This is a genomic window from Alitiscatomonas aceti (assembly GCF_025567195.1).
Classification (GTDB): Bacteria; Bacillota; Clostridia; order Lachnospirales; family Lachnospiraceae; genus Alitiscatomonas; species Alitiscatomonas aceti.
On sequence record NZ_JAOQJF010000024.1, the window covers coordinates 33,864 to 50,447 of the forward strand.

At 53.2% G+C, this 16,584-nt stretch carries 13 protein-coding genes and 1 pseudogene; 13 read left to right on the forward strand and 1 reads right to left on the reverse strand.

What is annotated here, in order from left to right; translation table 11 throughout:
• Positions 1-3 precede the first annotated feature (3 nt).
• From OCV69_RS11620 to OCV69_RS11680, 13 genes and pseudogenes are all read left to right on the forward strand, one after another.
• A pseudogene (locus tag OCV69_RS11620) lies at positions 4-1,257 on the forward strand (argininosuccinate synthase).
• Between the two features lie 10 nt (positions 1,258-1,267).
• Entirely contained in the window at positions 1,268-2,650 is a 1,383-nt protein-coding gene (gene argH / locus OCV69_RS11625; protein WP_158359237.1) for an argininosuccinate lyase, read from the forward strand.
• Between the two features lie 214 nt (positions 2,651-2,864).
• Entirely contained in the window at positions 2,865-4,589 is a 1,725-nt protein-coding gene (locus OCV69_RS11630; RefSeq protein ID WP_262563110.1) for an ABC transporter substrate-binding protein, read from the forward strand.
• 29 nt (positions 4,590-4,618) lie between these two features.
• Positions 4,619-5,569 carry an ABC transporter permease gene (locus tag OCV69_RS11635; protein ID WP_158359241.1) on the forward strand — a complete coding sequence of 317 codons (951 nt, stop codon included), beginning with the start codon at positions 4,619-4,621 and terminating at the stop codon, positions 5,567-5,569.
• Positions 5,570-5,575: 6 nt separating this feature from the next.
• Positions 5,576-6,382, forward strand: a complete 807-nt coding sequence (locus OCV69_RS11640) for an ABC transporter permease (RefSeq protein WP_022274709.1) — start codon at positions 5,576-5,578, stop codon at positions 6,380-6,382.
• Positions 6,379-7,032 carry an ATP-binding cassette domain-containing protein gene (locus tag OCV69_RS11645; RefSeq protein WP_158359242.1) on the forward strand — a complete coding sequence of 218 codons (654 nt, stop codon included), beginning with the start codon at positions 6,379-6,381 and terminating at the stop codon, positions 7,030-7,032. The genes OCV69_RS11640 and OCV69_RS11645 overlap by 4 nt, the downstream gene beginning before the upstream one ends.
• The gene (locus OCV69_RS11650; protein WP_158359244.1) at positions 7,011-7,760 is read left to right on the forward strand and encodes an ABC transporter ATP-binding protein; all 750 of its coding nucleotides are present in this window, start codon (positions 7,011-7,013) and stop codon (positions 7,758-7,760) included. The genes OCV69_RS11645 and OCV69_RS11650 overlap by 22 nt, the downstream gene beginning before the upstream one ends.
• A gap of 18 nt (positions 7,761-7,778) precedes the next feature.
• Positions 7,779-9,341, forward strand: coding sequence for an aldehyde ferredoxin oxidoreductase N-terminal domain-containing protein (locus tag OCV69_RS11655; RefSeq protein WP_262563111.1), 1,563 nt, complete (start codon positions 7,779-7,781; stop codon positions 9,339-9,341).
• Positions 9,342-9,702: 361 nt separating this feature from the next.
• The gene (gene udk / locus OCV69_RS11660; RefSeq protein ID WP_158359247.1) at positions 9,703-10,326 is read left to right on the forward strand and encodes a uridine kinase; all 624 of its coding nucleotides are present in this window, start codon (positions 9,703-9,705) and stop codon (positions 10,324-10,326) included.
• Between the two features lie 179 nt (positions 10,327-10,505).
• Positions 10,506-11,522: a hypothetical protein gene (locus OCV69_RS11665; protein WP_022274704.1), complete on the forward strand. Its 1,017-nt coding sequence runs from the start codon at positions 10,506-10,508 to the stop codon at positions 11,520-11,522.
• Between the two features lie 206 nt (positions 11,523-11,728).
• Entirely contained in the window at positions 11,729-12,736 is a 1,008-nt protein-coding gene (gene mreB / locus OCV69_RS11670; RefSeq protein WP_158359249.1) for a rod shape-determining protein, read from the forward strand.
• Positions 12,737-15,007, forward strand: a complete 2,271-nt coding sequence (gene recD2, locus OCV69_RS11675; protein ID WP_158359251.1) for an SF1B family DNA helicase RecD2 — start codon at positions 12,737-12,739, stop codon at positions 15,005-15,007.
• A 16-nt stretch (positions 15,008-15,023) separates the two neighbouring features.
• The gene (locus OCV69_RS11680) at positions 15,024-15,734 is read left to right on the forward strand and encodes a ComF family protein (RefSeq protein ID WP_158359253.1); all 711 of its coding nucleotides are present in this window, start codon (positions 15,024-15,026) and stop codon (positions 15,732-15,734) included.
• A 10-nt stretch (positions 15,735-15,744) separates the two neighbouring features.
• Here OCV69_RS11680 and OCV69_RS11685 read toward each other — a convergent pair whose 3' ends face one another.
• Positions 15,745-16,374 carry a hypothetical protein gene (locus OCV69_RS11685; RefSeq protein WP_158359255.1) on the reverse strand — a complete coding sequence of 210 codons (630 nt, stop codon included), beginning with the start codon at positions 16,372-16,374 and terminating at the stop codon, positions 15,745-15,747.
• Between the last annotated feature and the right edge of the window lie 210 nt (positions 16,375-16,584).

The following is a 16,584-nucleotide window of genomic DNA, read 5'->3' on the forward strand; positions in this document are numbered from 1 at the left end:
AAGATGGCAGAGAAAAAATATAACAAGATCGTACTTGCATATTCCGGCGGACTGGATACTTCCGTGCTGATCCCGTGGCTGAAGGAAACATATGGATGTGAGGTCATTGCTGTTTCCGGGGATGTGGGACAGGGAACGGAGCTGGACGGCCTGGAGGAAAAGGCCTTAAAAACAGGCGCTTCCAAGCTGTATATCGAGGATCTGAAGAAGGAATTCGTGGAGGAGTATATCATTCCCACAGTAAAGGCCGGAGCCTCCTATGAGAATTACCTGCTGGGGACCTCCTTTGCCCGTCCGCTGATCGCCAAGCGCATTGTTGAGATTGCAAAGAAGGAGGGAGCCGACGCCATCTGTCATGGCTGTACAGGAAAGGGAAACGATTAGGTACGATTTGAGCTGGCCATCAAGGCATTTGCCCCTCAGATGGATGTGATCGCTCCCTGGCGTTTCTGGGAGCTGAACTCCAGAGAGAAAGAGATCGCCTATGCAGAGGCCCACAATATCCCGCTGAAGATCACGAAAGAGACCAATTATTCTAAGGATAAGAATTTGTGGCATCTGTCCCACGAGGGCCTGGATCTGGAGGATCCGGCCAACGAAGCGCCTGTGAATAAGCCTGGTTTTCTGGAGCTGGGCGTATCTCCGGAGCAGGCGCCGGATCAGCCCGCATATGTGACCATCCATTTTGAAAAGGGAGTTCCCACCAGCGTAAATGGTGAGGACATGGACTGTGAGACTGTCATCCAGACCCTCAACAAGCTCGGTGGGGAAAACGGCTGCGGACTGCTGGACGTGGTGGAAAACCGCCTTGTGGGAATGAAGAGCCGCGGAGTTTATGAGACTCCGGGGGGGACCATCCTTTATAAGGCCCATGAAAAGCTGGAGGAGATCACTCTGGATAAGGAGACCCAGCACTATAAACAGCAGCTGGCGCTGAAGTTCGCGGAGCTTGTATACAATGGACAGTGGTATACGCCTCTGCGGAAGGCCATGAGCGCTTTTGTGGATTCCACCCAGGAGACGGTCACCGGAGACGTGAAGCTGAAGCTCTATAAAGGAAATATCATCCCGGCGTCTGTGACATCCCCGTACAGCCTCTATTCTTCGGAAATGGCAACCTTTGACGAGGACGACTGCTACGACCAGGGCGATTCCGCCGGATTTATCAGTCTTTTTGGACTTCCCATCAAGGTGCGCGCCATGAACGATGAGGTGCTGGCAGAGAAAACGGGAACGCATTTCCCATCGGTAGAATAAAGGAGAACCTATGGCAAAGTTATGGGCAGCACGGTTTGGAAAAGAAACAGACAGCACTGTCAATGATTTCAATTCGTCTATTTCATTTGACAGCCGTTTATATAAGGAAGATATCACCGGGTCCATGGCCCATGCGGCCATGCTGGGGAAACAGGGGATCATTGAAAACGGAGAGACTGAAAAGATCATAGAAGGTCTGAAGGGGATCCTTTCGGATCTTGAGAGCGGGACACTCCAGTTTTCGGAGGAATACGAGGATGTCCATATGAATATCGAGCAGATCCTCACGGAGCGGATCGGGGACGCGGGGAAACGGCTTCATACGGCCAGGTCAAGGAATGACCAGGTGGCTCTGGATCTGCGGCTTTATGTGAAAAAAGAGATCCTGGCCATCAAGGCTCTGGTCCTGGAGTTTATGGAGGCTCTGTGTGCAAGTGCGGAAGAAAACCTGGAGACGGTCATGCCTGGCTACACCCATTTACAGAGAGCCCAGCCGGTGACCTTCGGCCATTATATGATGGCCTATGCCAATATGATGAAGCGGGACGTGGTCCGTCTGGAAAACTGCCTGGAGGGGATGGACGATATGCCCCTGGGATCCGGCGCACTGGCATCCACGACCTATCCCATTGACCGGGATTTTGTGAGGCAGCAGCTGGGCTTTTCCCGGGTGACGGACAATTCCCTGGACGGAGTCTCGGACCGGGATTACTGCATTGAGCTGACCAGTGCGCTGTCGATCTTAATGATGCATATTTCCCGGCTGTCGGAGGAGATCATTGCCTGGTGCTCCTGGGAATTTAAGTTTGTGGAGCTGGACGATGCCTTTTCCACCGGCTCCTCCATCATGCCCCAGAAGAAAAATCCCGATGTCTGTGAGCTGATCCGTGGTAAGACTGGGCGGGTATACGGAGATCTGATGACGCTTTTGGCCATGCTAAAGGGGATCCCTCTTGCCTATAATAAGGATCTGCAGGAGGATAAGGAAGCTGTTTTCGATGCCATTGATACGGCAAAGCAGTGTCTGAAGGTACTGACGCCCATGTTTTCCACCATGGAGATCCTGAAGGATAATATGAAAAAAGCGGCATTAAAGGGCTTTATCAACGCCACCGACTGTGCAGATTATCTCACGAAAAAGGGGATGCCCTTCCGGGACGCATACAGGACCGTTGGCCAGCTGGTGGCCCAGTGCGTAAAGGAAGACAAGTCCCTGGCAGATCTGACCCTGGAAGAGTATAAAGAGTATTCGGAGCATTTTGATGCGGATATTTATAGGGCCATCGACCTGGGAACATGTGTGGCCGGAAGATGTGTCACCGGAGGCCCGGCTCCCAGTGAGGTGGAGCGGCAGATCGGCGTGATCCGCCGGTTCCTGGAGCAAAGAAAATAATAAGAAATAAAACAAAGATCCCGCCCTGTCTGGCACACAGGGCGGGAAATGTTTTTTTGGGGACCTGTCCGATGCAGCTCTGGAAGACAGGAATGAAAATTTCTATACGATGTATGAGATGTAAAGGAAAAAGCTATACCATATGCAAACACTTGATTTCTATTAGCTGTCTGATATAATGAAAAACATTGAGAATATTCGGGAGGAAGAAAAAGTGAAAACGAAGAAGGTACTGGCAGGATTTACTGCGGCTGCGATCGCAGCCAGTATGATAACTGGCTGTGGGGCTGGTGCGAAAACAGAGACAGCGGTAAGCACAGAAGCAGAGACAACGGCGGCCGAAGAGAAGGAGACAACGGCGGCCGAAGAGAAGGAGACAACGGCGGCAGAGACGGTACAGGATACGGAAAAGAGGAAAGAGCGGATCCTTACGGTCAGCGGAAACGGGGATTTTGGTTTCCCATCCGTTTATACGATCTCCCCCAAGGGCCAGGGTTATATGACGCTCAGTTATATTTTTGACACGCTGATGTGGAAGGATGAGTCCGGTCTGATCCCCTATCTGGCAGAGGACTATTCTGTGTCTGAGGATGGACTGACCTATACATTCCAGCTGAGAAAGGGCGTATCCTTTACAGACGGCACTCCTTTTACGGCAGAGGATGTAAAGTTTACCTTTGATTATATGAAGGAACATCCCTATAAATGGGTATCCGTGTCCATGGTGGAGGAAGCGTCCGTTGTGGACGAGCATACGGTGGAAATTAAGCTGAATAAGACGTATAATCCGTTTTTGAGTGATGTGGCAGGAAGCCTTCCGATCCTTCCCAAGCATATATGGGAGAATGTGACGGAGCCGGAGACGTTCACAGAGCCGGAGGCGGCAATTTCCACAGGCCCGTTCATCCTGGAAAATTATGATGCGGCAGCAGGAACGTATACGTTTAAGGCAAATGAAGATTACTTCTATGGGGATGTCCAGATCGACAAGCTGGTGATCGCCAATGTTTCCGGAGGCGATTCCAAGGAAGCACTGTTAAGCGGGGAGATTGCTGCGGCTCCCAATATCAGCTATAAGGCGGCAATGTCCTTAAAGGATTCTCCGGAATACACAGTATTAGAGGGCCCGGGCCTTTCCGTAACAAGACTTTATTTTAATTTTGACGAAGAGGCAATGGCTGTAAAGGAGATCCGTCAGGCCATGTATCATGCAGTCAATCTGGATGAGATCGTAGAGAAGGCTTACGGCGGAGCCGGCTATCCGGGATCTGCCGGCCATGTACAGCCCGGAACGCCCTGGTACAACCCGGACGTCCGTCAGTATGCGTATGATGTGGAGACGGCGAAGAAAATGCTTTCCGAGGCAGGGGCAGCAGACAGCAACGGGGACGGGATCCTGGAATACAACGGAGAAGAGATGTCCTATACGCTGACCTTCACGGAGAATGATGAAAAGCTGGCGGAGCTTTTAGTATCTTATATGAAAGCCGTGGGGATCGAGCTGGTTCCGCAGAGCGCCGATGATGCAACGGTAAAGGCAGCCATCAGCGAAGGAAACTTTGAGCTTGCCTTTAATACCAACGGCTCCTTCGGCGGCGATCCGGTGTTCCTGTCCCGTTTTGCAACAGTCGGCGCAGACGGAACTCCTTCCGTAACCGGACAGGGCGGAACGACCTGGGAAAGCGAGGAATATAACAGGATCTATAATGAATCCGCAGTGGAGCAGGATGATGTAAAACGTCACCAACAGGTGAAGGAACTTCAGGAGATCATCGCAGAAGAGCTTCCCTGTCTGACCTTATACTACAAGAAGGCGGTCGCCGCTTATAACAATACGATTTTTGACGGCTTTTATTATACGCCGGATGGAATTTCCATCGCAGTTCCGTTTATTATGAATAAGCTTGTCTTTGTTTCCGGCCAGTGGAAGGCACAGTAGCGGAGCAGTACAGACGAAAGAGGACTTTTATGAAACGTGGGGGGAAAATGGTTCGGACATACGGACTTTATCTGGTGCTGATCCTGTGCATCAGTTTTTTCCTTCCGCGTTTTTTGCCGGGAAGCCCCCTGTCTGTGCTGGATGAGGCGACGGCTTCCCAGAATATGGAGGCCTTTCCGGATACATTCCGGGAGTATTATGCTCCGGAAAAACCGGAAGCGGTACAGTTCCTTCTTTATTTAAAGCATCTTCTTTGCGGGGATCTGGGTTATTCCCTGACCGGAAAACGGAAGGTTGCGGACATGATCGGGGAAAGTCTTGGATACAGCCTCCTTTTGGCGGGACTTGCGATGACAGTCAGCACATGCATCGGCGTCTGGTATGGGATGCGGGCAGGGCTTAAGGAAGGGAGCAGTCCGGTACGTCTTTTTCCCCTGATCCTGCTGCAGGCAGTACCTGTCTTTCTTCTTGCGGAGAGCCTGCGGCTTTTGTTCTCCTACCGGCTTTCCTGGTTTCCGCCAAGGGGAGCGTACAGCGTTGGGATGTACCCGTCTTCTGAGGGCTTTCTTCTGGATGTGCTTTATCATATGGTGCTTCCGCTGACGGTCATGATCCTTTCAGAGATCCCCGGTATTGCTGTCTTTACCTATAACAGTACGGTGCGGATCAAAAAGCAGCAGTTTGTACGGATGGCCGTTTACTTAAATCTTACGCAGAATATAATTGAAAAAAAATATATTTTCCGGAATATTCTTCCGGAGATCCTCGGAAAACTCAGCATCCAGAGTATTTCCTGTGTGGCGGGAACGATGTTTGTGGAGGCGGTTTTTGCATATCCGGGGATCGGAATGCTTCTCCGCACTGCGACGGCCAACCGGGATTACCCGTTGATGCAGGGGATCCTGCTGACTGTCTGTACGCTGGCGCTGGTGATCAACGCCATTTTTGAATTCCTGATCCAGCAGATCTCCAGGAGGTAGGTGAATATGAAAAAAATATGGTCCAGGCTTTCTGCTGTCCAGCGGATCTGTGCAGGGATCTGCATTTTTTATTTTCTTGCAGCAGCTTTCGGCCCCATATTTTCTCCTTTTCCTCCGGATGATTTTTCGTCCCCGGCCCTTCTGCCGCCGGGACGGGTCCATCTTCTGGGAACCGATGAAATGGGGCATGATATTTTTTCCATGGTGTTGAGCGGGTTCCGGTATACCCTGCTGTTTTCGCTGACAGCGGCCCTGGGAAGCGTCTCCCTTGGAACGGTGCTGGCGTTTGCCTCTCTTTATTTTCCGAGGGCAGGGCGGGGGATCAATCATTTGGCAACGGTGTTTCTGATCATTCCGGATATTCTCTTGATCCTTTTTGTGGCGGCCTTTGCAGCGCCAACCTGTACAAATACCATCCTCAGCATGATATTTTTTTCCTGGCCGCGGGTCTTCCGGATCGCAAGGTCCAGGCTTTCCGCCTGTTTTTCCTCCAATAAGGTGGCATATACCATGCTGATAGGAGGAAATATGTGGGATGTGATCCGGAAGCTGTGGCATGACGGATATCCGGTGATCGGAACGCTTTTTATGATGCAGGCCAGCCGGGCGGTCACCTATGAGACTACGCTGGCATTTTTTGGCTTGGGGGATCCGCTTTTAAAGACCTGGGGAAGGCTGATCCGCAGCGCGTTAAATTATGAAAATTTCTTTTACGACAATACCTGGTGCTGGTATCTGCTCCCGGCAATGATCTGTGTGGTCGTTTATGTGGCGGTACTCTCCGTACTGGTATTTGATGAGGGGAAGGTATGATAGAAATACAGGGGCTTTCCATTTTTTATGGAAAAAGAAGGCTGGCCTATCCGGACATTTCCGTAAAAAAGGGGGAGGCAGTGGGCATAGCGGGAAAAAGCGGATGCGGAAAAACATCGCTGTTTTCGTTTCTTTTGGGAGAGCTTCCGGACAGTGCCTTTTCCTATGAGAGGGCAGAGCTTCTTGGACGGGATCTGTCTTTATGGGGGATGGAACGGTTTGAAAAGATCAGCTATATCCCGCAGTTTGCCCAGAGTGCCTTAAACCCCAGGATGAAGGTCCGGGAGCATATAGACGCGGTCCTTTCGGCCTGCGGACGCCGGGGAAGCGGGGAGGCAGAGGAGCTGTTCCAGAAACTGGCTCTTTCAGAGGAGCTTTTTTCCAGATATCCCAGTACGCTGTCCGGGGGGCAGAAGCAGAGGATCGTGATCGCGCTTGCGATGTTAAAGAAACCGGAGCTCCTTTTTATGGATGAGCCGTCCTCTGCCATCGACTTTATCACCCTGCGGCGGATCCTGAAGTACATATGGTCCATTAAAGGAACGACAACGATCCTGATGACGGCCCATCAGCGGCCGTTTCTGGAAAAGGCTGTGGACCGGATCGTGGAGCTTTCGGAGGGAGAAAAATGCTGGAAATCAGAAATGTGACAAAAAGCTACGATGAAAAAGCGGTCCTGTCTTCAGTCTGTTTCACGCTTTTGGATGGGGAAAGCCTTTTGCTGGCAGGAGAAACGGGAGGAGGAAAGACCACCCTGGCCCGGATCATCTGTGGGAGCCAATGCCCGGATTCGGGAGAGGTGCTTCTGGATGGAAGGCGTCTTTTGGGCACATATCGGAAAAGGAGCCCAGGGGAGCTGGCAGATATCCAGTACATCTTCCAGGATCCGTACAGCGCCGTGGAGCTCACCAGCACGCTTCGCCAGACTCTGGGCGAAACGGAGCGGGTCATGAAACGGCATGGGCGCGGCTGTCTTCCTATGGAGGAGGCGCTTATCCAGACGGCGCCGGAGCTTCTGGGAGATATGGATAAAAAAATGGAGCAGTTTTCCGGCGGTCAGCTTCAGCGGATCTGCATTGCCAGAGCCCTGATCCCCAGGCCGAAGCTTCTGATCACAGACGAGTCTACCTCCATGTTAGATAAGGACGGTGAGGACGAGGTCTTAGACGTCCTTCACCGGCTGAAAAGGGAAAGAAAGGTGAGCATCCTGTCTGTCGTCCACGATATTGACTTTTCAGTGGCCCGCTGGGACCGGATCGCAGTGCTTTTTGGGGGAAGGATCGTTGAGGACCTGCCGTTTGGCCGGTTCTTAGAAGAGGCGGCACATCCTTACAGCCGCCGCCTGATCGAGAGCAGTTTTTTTTTCGGTGAAAAATAAATGGAAGGGGAAAGAAAAATGTCAAAGATCATCACAGTGGATCTGTCAGAGGGGCAGATCGGGGAGAGCGAGTATACCTTTGGACCAGGGAAGGATTATGGCCGGGGGCTGGCCATGCGCCTTTTGAAGGAGCATGTGCCGGACTCCTGCGGACGGCTGGACGCGGAAAATGCGGTCATTTACACACCGGGCCTTTTTACAGGAAACATGGCTCCCAGCGCCACCAGGGGCCTTATCATGTCAAAGGGAGAGGGAAAAAAGGGGCTCTGTGTTTCCAGTATCACCGGAGACTTTCCCCAGAAGCTGGCGTCCCTGGATATCGCGTCCATTGTAGTAACGGGAAAATATGAAAAACGGAATGCAGTCATCTTCGTGGATCCGAACGGGGCAGAGCTTATGTGTATGCCGGAGCTTGAGGGCCATACGACGGCAGAGATGGTGGATATGCTCAGAAAGCAGTTTGGCGAGGACTGCGCCATCATCGGAACCGGTCAGGCTGCGGACCGTATGATGCCGCTGGCCAGTATTTTCGTGACTTATCCAGAGGGACAGCCAAGATTTTATTGTCCCCGGAGCGGAGTCGGCGATATCCCGGGAAGCAAGGGCCTGCGTGCCGTTGTTTTAAAGGCGCAGACATATTTTGGAAGTCCCTGTGTGAACAAAGAGGTGTTTCGTGATACAGGAAAGCGTCTGGCAAAGATCATCATGGACAACGAGATCTGCGGCGGCGCTCTGCCGGGACTGGGCTCCATTACCTTGATCCACCTTTTAAAGAGCCGCCAGGCCGTTCCAAAGGTGGAAAAAAAGAGCAGAGAAGGAGCAGAGGCAGCGGAGAAGCAGGGCGGCTGCAGGACCAATTACTGCTGTGCGCCAATGTGCGTCATCGGCTGCTTAAACCGGCACAGTGCAGGAACGGGAGAGGTATTTTCAGCGCCGGAGGAATCCGAAGTACGGGCAGCGCTGACCCAGTGCTTTGGATTTGAGGAAGCGGCCTTTGCAAAGGAGCTGAACCGGCATGGCTTTTCGATCGGCTTAAATACCACAGAATTTGTATATACAGTATCCATGTACTGGAAGGCGACAGGCGAAACGGCCACCAGGGAAAAGGTCCTCTCCATGATGGAAGAGGTGGAAAAGGGAAGCGTACTGGGACGCCTGATCGGCGGAGGGACTGCCGGAGTGGCAGAGCTTTTTAAAGACAGGCCGGATGTGGCAGCTCTTGTTACAAAACCGTCGGTGGTCCAGGAAGAGCAGTTTAAGGTGCATCTGGACAAGCTTTATCCGGAGCTTCAGGATATGGACGATATGGAGCTTCTGTACCGCCAGGTCTTCGTTCTGGAAAACCTGGGCTTCTGTATCTTCTCTTCCTTTGCGCTTCTGAACAACAGAGAGGTCCTGGAGCTTCTGGCACAGATGGCCTCTGACAAGTTCGGGGCCAGGGTCACAGCCCAGGAATTACTCTCTTATGCCGGGGATTGTATTGAACAGGAGACCGCCTACCAGAGAGAGCGGCTGGCCGGGAGCGTTCAGAAAAACATTCCAGAGTTTATCAAGGTTTTGTACCGGTATTTCAGTGAATAAATAACAGATCATTCTTCAAAAGACTGGTCAACAGAAAAAATCCCGCCCTGTCTGGCACACAGGGCGGGAAACGTTTTAAGGGGGACCTGCCAGACGCAACTCTGGCAGGTATGAGTATGAAAAAGCTTTGTGTGTTCAAGTGTAGCACTTGAAACAAAGGCAGGTTATCCTTTCGGATAACGTAATTGTATTATATGGGGTAAATGTGTACAAAGTGTGATTGGAACATAAAAAAATTATAAATATATATAACAGAATATGGTAGATATGGTAAAATATCCGTAAGAATTGCCTGGAGGTTCGTCCGGATACGCGTCTGGAATGAGCTGCAATGTATGGCATATAGGAAGGGAGAGATACCATGGAAAACATACTGGTGATCGGGATCGCAGGTGGCTCCGGCAGCGGAAAGACGACGCTGACCACCCGGCTTGCGGAACAGTTCCCGGAAGAGGTGACGGTGATCCGGCATGACGATTATTATAAGCACTACGAGGAGCTGACCCTGGAAGAAAGAAAGCTTTTAAACTACGACCATCCCAATGCCTTTGATACGGAGCTTCTGATCCGCCATCTGATGGAGCTGAAGCAGGGACGGCCGGTGGAATGTCCCGTTTATGATTATGCGGTATATAATAGAAGCGGAAGGACCCGGACCATACAGCCGCGGCGGGTGGTGATCGTGGAGGGGATCCTGATCTTTGAAAACCGCAGCCTCTGTGATCTCATGGATATCCGCGTATTCGTGGATACAGATGCAGATATCCGCATCATCCGCAGGATCCAGAGGGATGTGGTGGAGCGCGGCAGGAGCTTGGAATCTGTGATCGGCCAGTATATAAACACGGTGAAGCCCATGCACGAGCAGTTTGTGGAGCCCAGTAAGAGGAACGCCAGCATCATCGTTCCCGAGGGCGGCTGCAACCGGGTGGCCATGCAGATGCTCTTAAGCCAGGTGCGGAGCCACCTGCGGGGGGAGGACTGACCGAGGCCGGGGAAGGCCGGATCGGAAGCCTGCGCGGCTCCAGTCTTCAGAATGGCTGCATTTTGCCACAATTTTGCCCGAGTTTTGCGGGAGAAATCTTAAGATTAAAAAGGAAGAATGTGGTATACTCTTTTTATACAGAAATTAAGGTCCGCGGCAGCGGCATAAGGAGGAATACCATGATACGGAAGAATAAATTACGGCTGACCCTGACTACGGCGCTTATGACGGCTGCCCTGGGATTCCCGGCTCTGGCTTCGGAGCGGATCGAGGATATTACCCTGGAGATCGAATCCGGGATCCATGCGGGAGAATACGGAGACGGCGATTATGTGGATGTGATCGTGGATCATGAGGGCTGCTATCTGGATACGGTAACGGTGACCAACGTGCCGGGGGATATCTGGGAGACTGGGGATGAGCCCCGGTTAAAGATCGTTTTACGGACGGACGAGGGCTATATTTTTGCCTCTGGCCTGGGAGAGGACGAGGTGGCTCTGGACGAAGAGACAGGGATCGTGACCTCCGTATCCCGGAGCTCCTCCCGCCTTACGATCCTTGTGACCCTGGCGGAGCTGGACGAGGACGATTATTACGAATATGACGAGGACTATACCCTGGATGTGGAGGAGGCTCTGTGGGATTCGGCTGTGGGCGGTCTGGCCGGCTGGGCAGGAAACGACTATGCAAGGAAATATGAGGTCCGTCTTTATAAGGACGGCGAAGAGGTGGGCCAGACAGTTACAACGGAAAAGCTGACCTACAATTTCTCCGGCCACTTCTCCGGGGCGGGAACGTACCAGTTCCGGGTGCGGGCGGTCCGCGGCGAGTACGATGAGGGAAGCTGGGCGGAATCAGATGAGCGGACAGTATCTGACGAGGAGGCGGCCAGGATCCGCAGCCAGGCGGCCAGCACCTCCCATGGATATGCCGCCGTGGATCCGGCGGGGACCTGGCTCTGGCAGCCGGAAGCCGGCTGGTGGTGGTGCAATCCCAACCGCAGCTATCCCTACTCCGTATGGGCGATGATCGATGGAAAGTGGTATTACTTCAATGAGCAGGGCTACTGCGTGATGAACGACTGGGTAACTACCGGAGGTAAATGGTATTACTGCGGCGAAAGCGGGGCCATGGTCACAAGCCAGATGATCAACGGCCAGTATTACGTCAATATCAATGGAGAGTGGGTGCAGTAGCACACGTCGGCGGCCGTCTCCTGTTTTTTGGGAAAAATGAAAAAACCTCTTTAAAAACCGGATTCTTTTGTATATAATAAGATTGATATTTCGCGCTCTGAAAAACAGAGATCAGACGGAATACAGCGGCAGCCGGTACTGGGCTGCTCCTGTATTCCGAGAAATAGAGAGTATCCGGGTGAAAAGACAGAAAAGACAGGAGGAAAATGGCAATGATGATGTCCAACGACATTGGAATTGATTTAGGTACGGCCAGTATCCTTGTATATATTAAAGGAAAAGGCGTTGTATTAAAGGAACCGTCGGTGGTTGCCCTGGACAGGGAGACCAATAAGGTGATCACCTTTGGTGAGGAGGCCCGTCTGATGATCGGGCGTACTCCCGGCAATATCGTGGCGGTCCGTCCCCTCAGAAAGGGCGTGATCTCCGACTATACCGTGACCGAGAAGATGTTAAAATACTTCATCGACAAGGCTGTGGGAAAAAGGACCTTAAGAAAGCCCAGGATCGCGGTCTGCATCCCCAGCGGAGCCACAGAGGTTGAGAGAAAGGCCGTTGAGGACGCCACCTACCAGGCCGGCGCCAGAGAGGTCTGCATCATCGAGGAGCCGGTGGCGGCAGCCATTGGAGCGGGCATCGATATTTCCAAGGCCTGCGGAAACATGATCGTCGATATCGGAGGCGGTACTGCGGATATTGCAGTGATCTCCCTGGGAGGCACCGTAGTAAGCACCTCCATCAAGACTGCCGGAGACGATTTCGATGAGTCTCTGGTGCGTTATATGAGAAAGAAGCACAATCTTCTGATCGGTGAGAGGACCGCCGAGGAGATCAAGATCAATATCGGCGCGGCGTACCGCCGGCCGGAGCTGGTGACCATGGAGGTGCGCGGAAGGAACCTGGTAACGGGACTCCCGAAGACCATCGTAGTTACCTCTGACGAGACCCTGGAGGCCCTTAAGGAGCCGGCGATGCAGATCGTGGACGCAGTACACAACGTCTTAGAGCGGACGCCTCCGGAGCTGGCCGCAGATATTTTTGACCGGGGCATCGTACTTACGGGAGGCGGAGCCCTGCTTTCCGGTCTGGACGCCCTGATCGAGGAAAAGACGGGCATCACGACGATGATCGCGGAGGAGCCGCTGACGGCGGTGGCCATCGGAACTGGTAAATTCATTGAGTTTTTCCATGGAGGAAAGCATTCAGACAGATAAATGGCGACTGTAACAGGTTATGTAGAAAAGATAAAATACCGCAATGATGAGAATGGCTATTCGGTGCTGAGCGTTGCCGATGGCAAGGAGGAGTATGTCCTGGTGGGCACCTTTGCGTACATCGCAGAGGGGGAGCGCATCGAGGCAACGGGGCGCATGGTAGAGCATTCGATTTATGGCGAGCAGCTGTCGGTGGAGAGCTATGAGATCAAGCCTCCCGAGGACACGCTGGCAATAGAACGGTATCTCGGCTCCGGTGCGATCAAAGGCATCGGAGCTGCTTTGGCTAAAAGGATCGTAAAAAAATTCAAGGCCGATACCTTCCGTATCATCGAGGAGGAGCCGGAACGGCTTTCTGAGGTCAAGGGGATCAGCGAGCGGATGGCCATGGAGATCAGCAGCCAGGTGGAGGAAAAACGGGAGCTGCGCCAGGCCATGCTGTTTCTCCAGCAGTATGGGATCCATATGAACCTGGCGGTGAAGATCTACCAGCAGTATGGCCAGCGGATGTATTCGGTGATACAGGAGAATCCCTACCAGCTGGCGGACGACATCCATGGCGTCGGCTTTAAGATCGCCGATGAGATCGCGGCAAAGGTGGGGATCTTTACGGACTCCGATTACAGGATCCGGAGCGGGATGTTTTATGCTCTTTTACAGGCTGTTGGGAACGGCCACACCTACCTTCCCAGGGAGGAGCTGTTTGCCAGCGCGGCGGAGCTCCTTAAGGTGGATGCAGACTATATGGAAAAGCATCTCATGGACCTGCAGATGGAAAAAAAGCTGGTGGTGAAGGAAAAGGACGGCGGGATGATCGTCTATCCGGCCCAGTTTTACTATATGGAGCTCAATACCGCCAGAATGCTGCACGATCTGAACATACGGGATACGGTGCCGCCGGAGAAAATAAGGAAACGGCTGGAGTCCATCGTGGCCGGAGAGCAGATCGAGCTGGACGTCCATCAGGAGGAGGCGGTCATCGAAGCGGTGAACAACGGGCTCCTTATCATCACCGGAGGGCCGGGAACCGGAAAGACCACCACCATCAACACGATCATCCGGTATTTTGAACAGGAGGATATGGAGATCCTTCTGGCAGCCCCCACAGGCCGGGCGGCCAAGCGGATGGCCGAGGCCACAGGCTATGAGGCCCGGACCATCCACCGGCTCCTGGAGCTTACGGGAGCCCCGTCCATGGACAGCGGACGCAATGGGAACGGCAGCACCGGAGGGGAGACCCGGCTGGAGGGGATGCATTTTGAGCGCAACGAGGCCAATCCGCTGGATGCGGACGTGGTCATCATCGACGAGGTCTCTATGGTGGATATCAGCTTGATGCATTCCCTTTTAAAGGCTGTCAACGTGGGGACCAGGCTGATCCTGGTGGGGGATGTGAACCAGCTTCCCAGCGTGGGGCCGGGAAATGTCCTGCGGGATATGATCCAGTCGGGAAAATTTCCGGTGGTGATGCTCACAAAGATCTTCCGCCAGGCGGCCCAGAGCGACATTATCGTAAACGCCCATAAGATCAACGCCGGAGAGCGGGTGCCCCTGGGAAAGCGCAGCCGGGATTTCCTTTTTATCCGCCGGGACAATCCTGCGGCTATTATTAAAGATATGATGGTCCTTTTAAGGGATAAGCTGCCGGGCTACGTGGGCGCGGAGATCCAGGAGATCCAGATCATGACGCCCATGCGCAAGGGCGCTCTGGGCGTGGAGCAGCTGAACCGGATCCTCCAGGAAAATTTCAATCCTCCGGCGGCAGACAAGCCGGAAAAGGAGGCGGGAGGAACCATATTCCGGACCGGGGATAAGGTAATGCAGATCAAAAACAATTACCAGCTGGCCTGGGAGGTGCGGAACCGCTATGGGATCCCGGTGGACAAGGGCGAGGGCGTCTTCAACGGCGATATGGGCGTCATACGCCAGGTAAACGCCTTTTCCGAGACCCTGGAGGTGGAATTTGACGAGGGGCGGATGGTGGAGTACAGCTTTAAGCAGTTGGAGGAGCTGGAGCTGGCGTATGCCATTACCATACATAAATCCCAGGGAAGCGAATACCCGGCGGTGGTGATCCCCATTTATTCTGGGCCTCGGATGCTGATGACCAGGAATCTGATCTATACAGCCGTGACCAGGGCGAAAAAATGTGTGTGCCTGGTGGGACTGCCGGAGATGTTCCAGTTTATGGTGGAGAATGAAATGGAGCAGAAGCGGTATTCCGGACTGAAGGACCGGATCCTGGAGATCGGGCCGGGCCTGGACAAATAGAAAAATATATAAATCCATGAATAAAGAAACAATTCTGAATATTCTTTTTCCCCGGCGCTGTCCAGTGTGCGGGGAGATCGTAGAGCCGCCGGGCGGTCTGATCTGCCCGGCCTGCTTTCATAAGCTTTCTTTTGTAAAACAGCCTGTATGTAAAAAATGTGGAAAAGAGATCCAGGATGCGGCGGAGGAATTCTGCGGGGACTGCACAAAGCGCCGCCATGCCTTCGAGTCCGGTCTGGCCCTTATGAATTATGATGAGACGGCCAGGAGATCCATGGCCTGGATCAAATATAAAAATAAGAGGGAATATCTGGACTTTTATGGAGCGGCCCTGGCGGCCAGGTATGAAAATCAGATCCGGCGCATGCAGGTGGATGTCCTTGTTCCGGTGCCGGTCCATCCGTCCAGAAAGCGGGCCAGGGGCTTTAACCAGGCGGAGGTGCTGGCCGTCTGTCTGGGAAAGCGCCTGGGGATCCCGGTGGGATCCGGAATGCTCATCCGGGATAAAAAAACAAAGCCGCAGAAGGAGCTTTCTGCAGCGGACCGTCTGAAAAATCTGTCCGGGGCGTTCCGGGCCGGAACGATCCCCGAGGGAATAAAAACGGTGCTCCTGGTGGATGATATCTATACTACCGGGAGCACCGTGGAGGCCTGCGCCCGGGCGCTGCGGAGCGCGGGGGTAAGCCGTGTGTATTTTGTGGTGATCTGCATGACCGGGGGACGATAGGGGCTGTACCCTACTCGTCCAGGGAGACGAAAAGCCCGCTTTCCTTCTGCTGGAAGGAAAAGTCCTGGGACTCAGCTTCGGAGGACCAGACGGTGACGGTCAGGGTGGAAGTCTCCTTATCCCAGCTTATGGTGGGGCATATCAAAGCGTCTGTGGCATAGACGGCGGTGGGGAAGGCATTGACCCGGCTGTCCTTATCCATGAGATAGATCCCTTCATACCGGTTCCCGGGAGCCATATAGCCAAAGAGCTTCAGTCCGCTTTCCGGGTCCTCAGCCAGGGAGACCACGCCGTACTGGCCGTCATTTTCGGAGAACTTTTCAAAGGGGACGGCCTCGATCTCTCCGGCAGAAAATTTCTGCATGATCGTAAAGAAGTCCCCGGCCTCCTCGGACTTCATGGAAGCGATCTCTTCAGGGCTGGGGGTCTCCCTGGGGCCGGGAGCGTCGTTTTCCGTTTCTGCTGCGCTTTCCGGCGCGCTGGTCTCCAGGGACTCAGAAGCAGTCTCTGTCCCGTTCTGGCCGCCGGTGCCGGAAGAGCCGCAGGCGGTGAGCACGGCGGCGGCAAGGACCGCCAGGAGCCCGCAGGCAGCCCGGAGGCGGAGTTTCCTGTTTTTCATGGTTTCCATATTTTTCATCATTGTACTGGTTTTCCTTTCTGTTTCCAGCGTGTGCGCTGGTCTGACCCCTTGATTTTATCATATTTCCGGCATTGCAGTCCTTAAATTTTTATAAAAAGCTGCCTGGAGCCGGAGCGGTCGTTTTTTTACAGGACAAACGCATGAGTAAATAAATTGTGAACAAATCCCCTTTTTCTGGTATGATAAAAAGAAAAAGGGGGTTTTGCTATG

What these genes read in the sequence shown, in the direction of transcription:
- mreB (WP_158359249.1), top strand. Translation starts at nt 11,729, where the DNA reads ATGGCAATGATGATGTCCAACGACATTGGAATTGATTTAGGTACGGCC.
- OCV69_RS11650 (WP_158359244.1), top strand. Translation starts at nt 7,011, where the DNA reads ATGCTGGAAATCAGAAATGTGACAAAAAGCTACGATGAAAAAGCGGTC.
- OCV69_RS11680 (WP_158359253.1), top strand. Translation starts at nt 15,024, where the DNA reads ATGAATAAAGAAACAATTCTGAATATTCTTTTTCCCCGGCGCTGTCCA.
- OCV69_RS11640 (WP_022274709.1), top strand. Translation starts at nt 5,576, where the DNA reads ATGAAAAAAATATGGTCCAGGCTTTCTGCTGTCCAGCGGATCTGTGCA.
- OCV69_RS11645 (WP_158359242.1), top strand. Translation starts at nt 6,379, where the DNA reads ATGATAGAAATACAGGGGCTTTCCATTTTTTATGGAAAAAGAAGGCTG.
- OCV69_RS11635 (WP_158359241.1), top strand. Translation starts at nt 4,619, where the DNA reads ATGAAACGTGGGGGGAAAATGGTTCGGACATACGGACTTTATCTGGTG.
- recD2 (WP_158359251.1), top strand. Translation starts at nt 12,737, where the DNA reads ATGGCGACTGTAACAGGTTATGTAGAAAAGATAAAATACCGCAATGAT.
- OCV69_RS11685 (WP_158359255.1), bottom strand. Translation starts at nt 16,374, where the DNA reads ATGATGAAAAATATGGAAACCATGAAAAACAGGAAACTCCGCCTCCGG.
- argH (WP_158359237.1), top strand. Translation starts at nt 1,268, where the DNA reads ATGGCAAAGTTATGGGCAGCACGGTTTGGAAAAGAAACAGACAGCACT.
- OCV69_RS11655 (WP_262563111.1), top strand. Translation starts at nt 7,779, where the DNA reads ATGTCAAAGATCATCACAGTGGATCTGTCAGAGGGGCAGATCGGGGAG.
- udk (WP_158359247.1), top strand. Translation starts at nt 9,703, where the DNA reads ATGGAAAACATACTGGTGATCGGGATCGCAGGTGGCTCCGGCAGCGGA.
- OCV69_RS11665 (WP_022274704.1), top strand. Translation starts at nt 10,506, where the DNA reads ATGATACGGAAGAATAAATTACGGCTGACCCTGACTACGGCGCTTATG.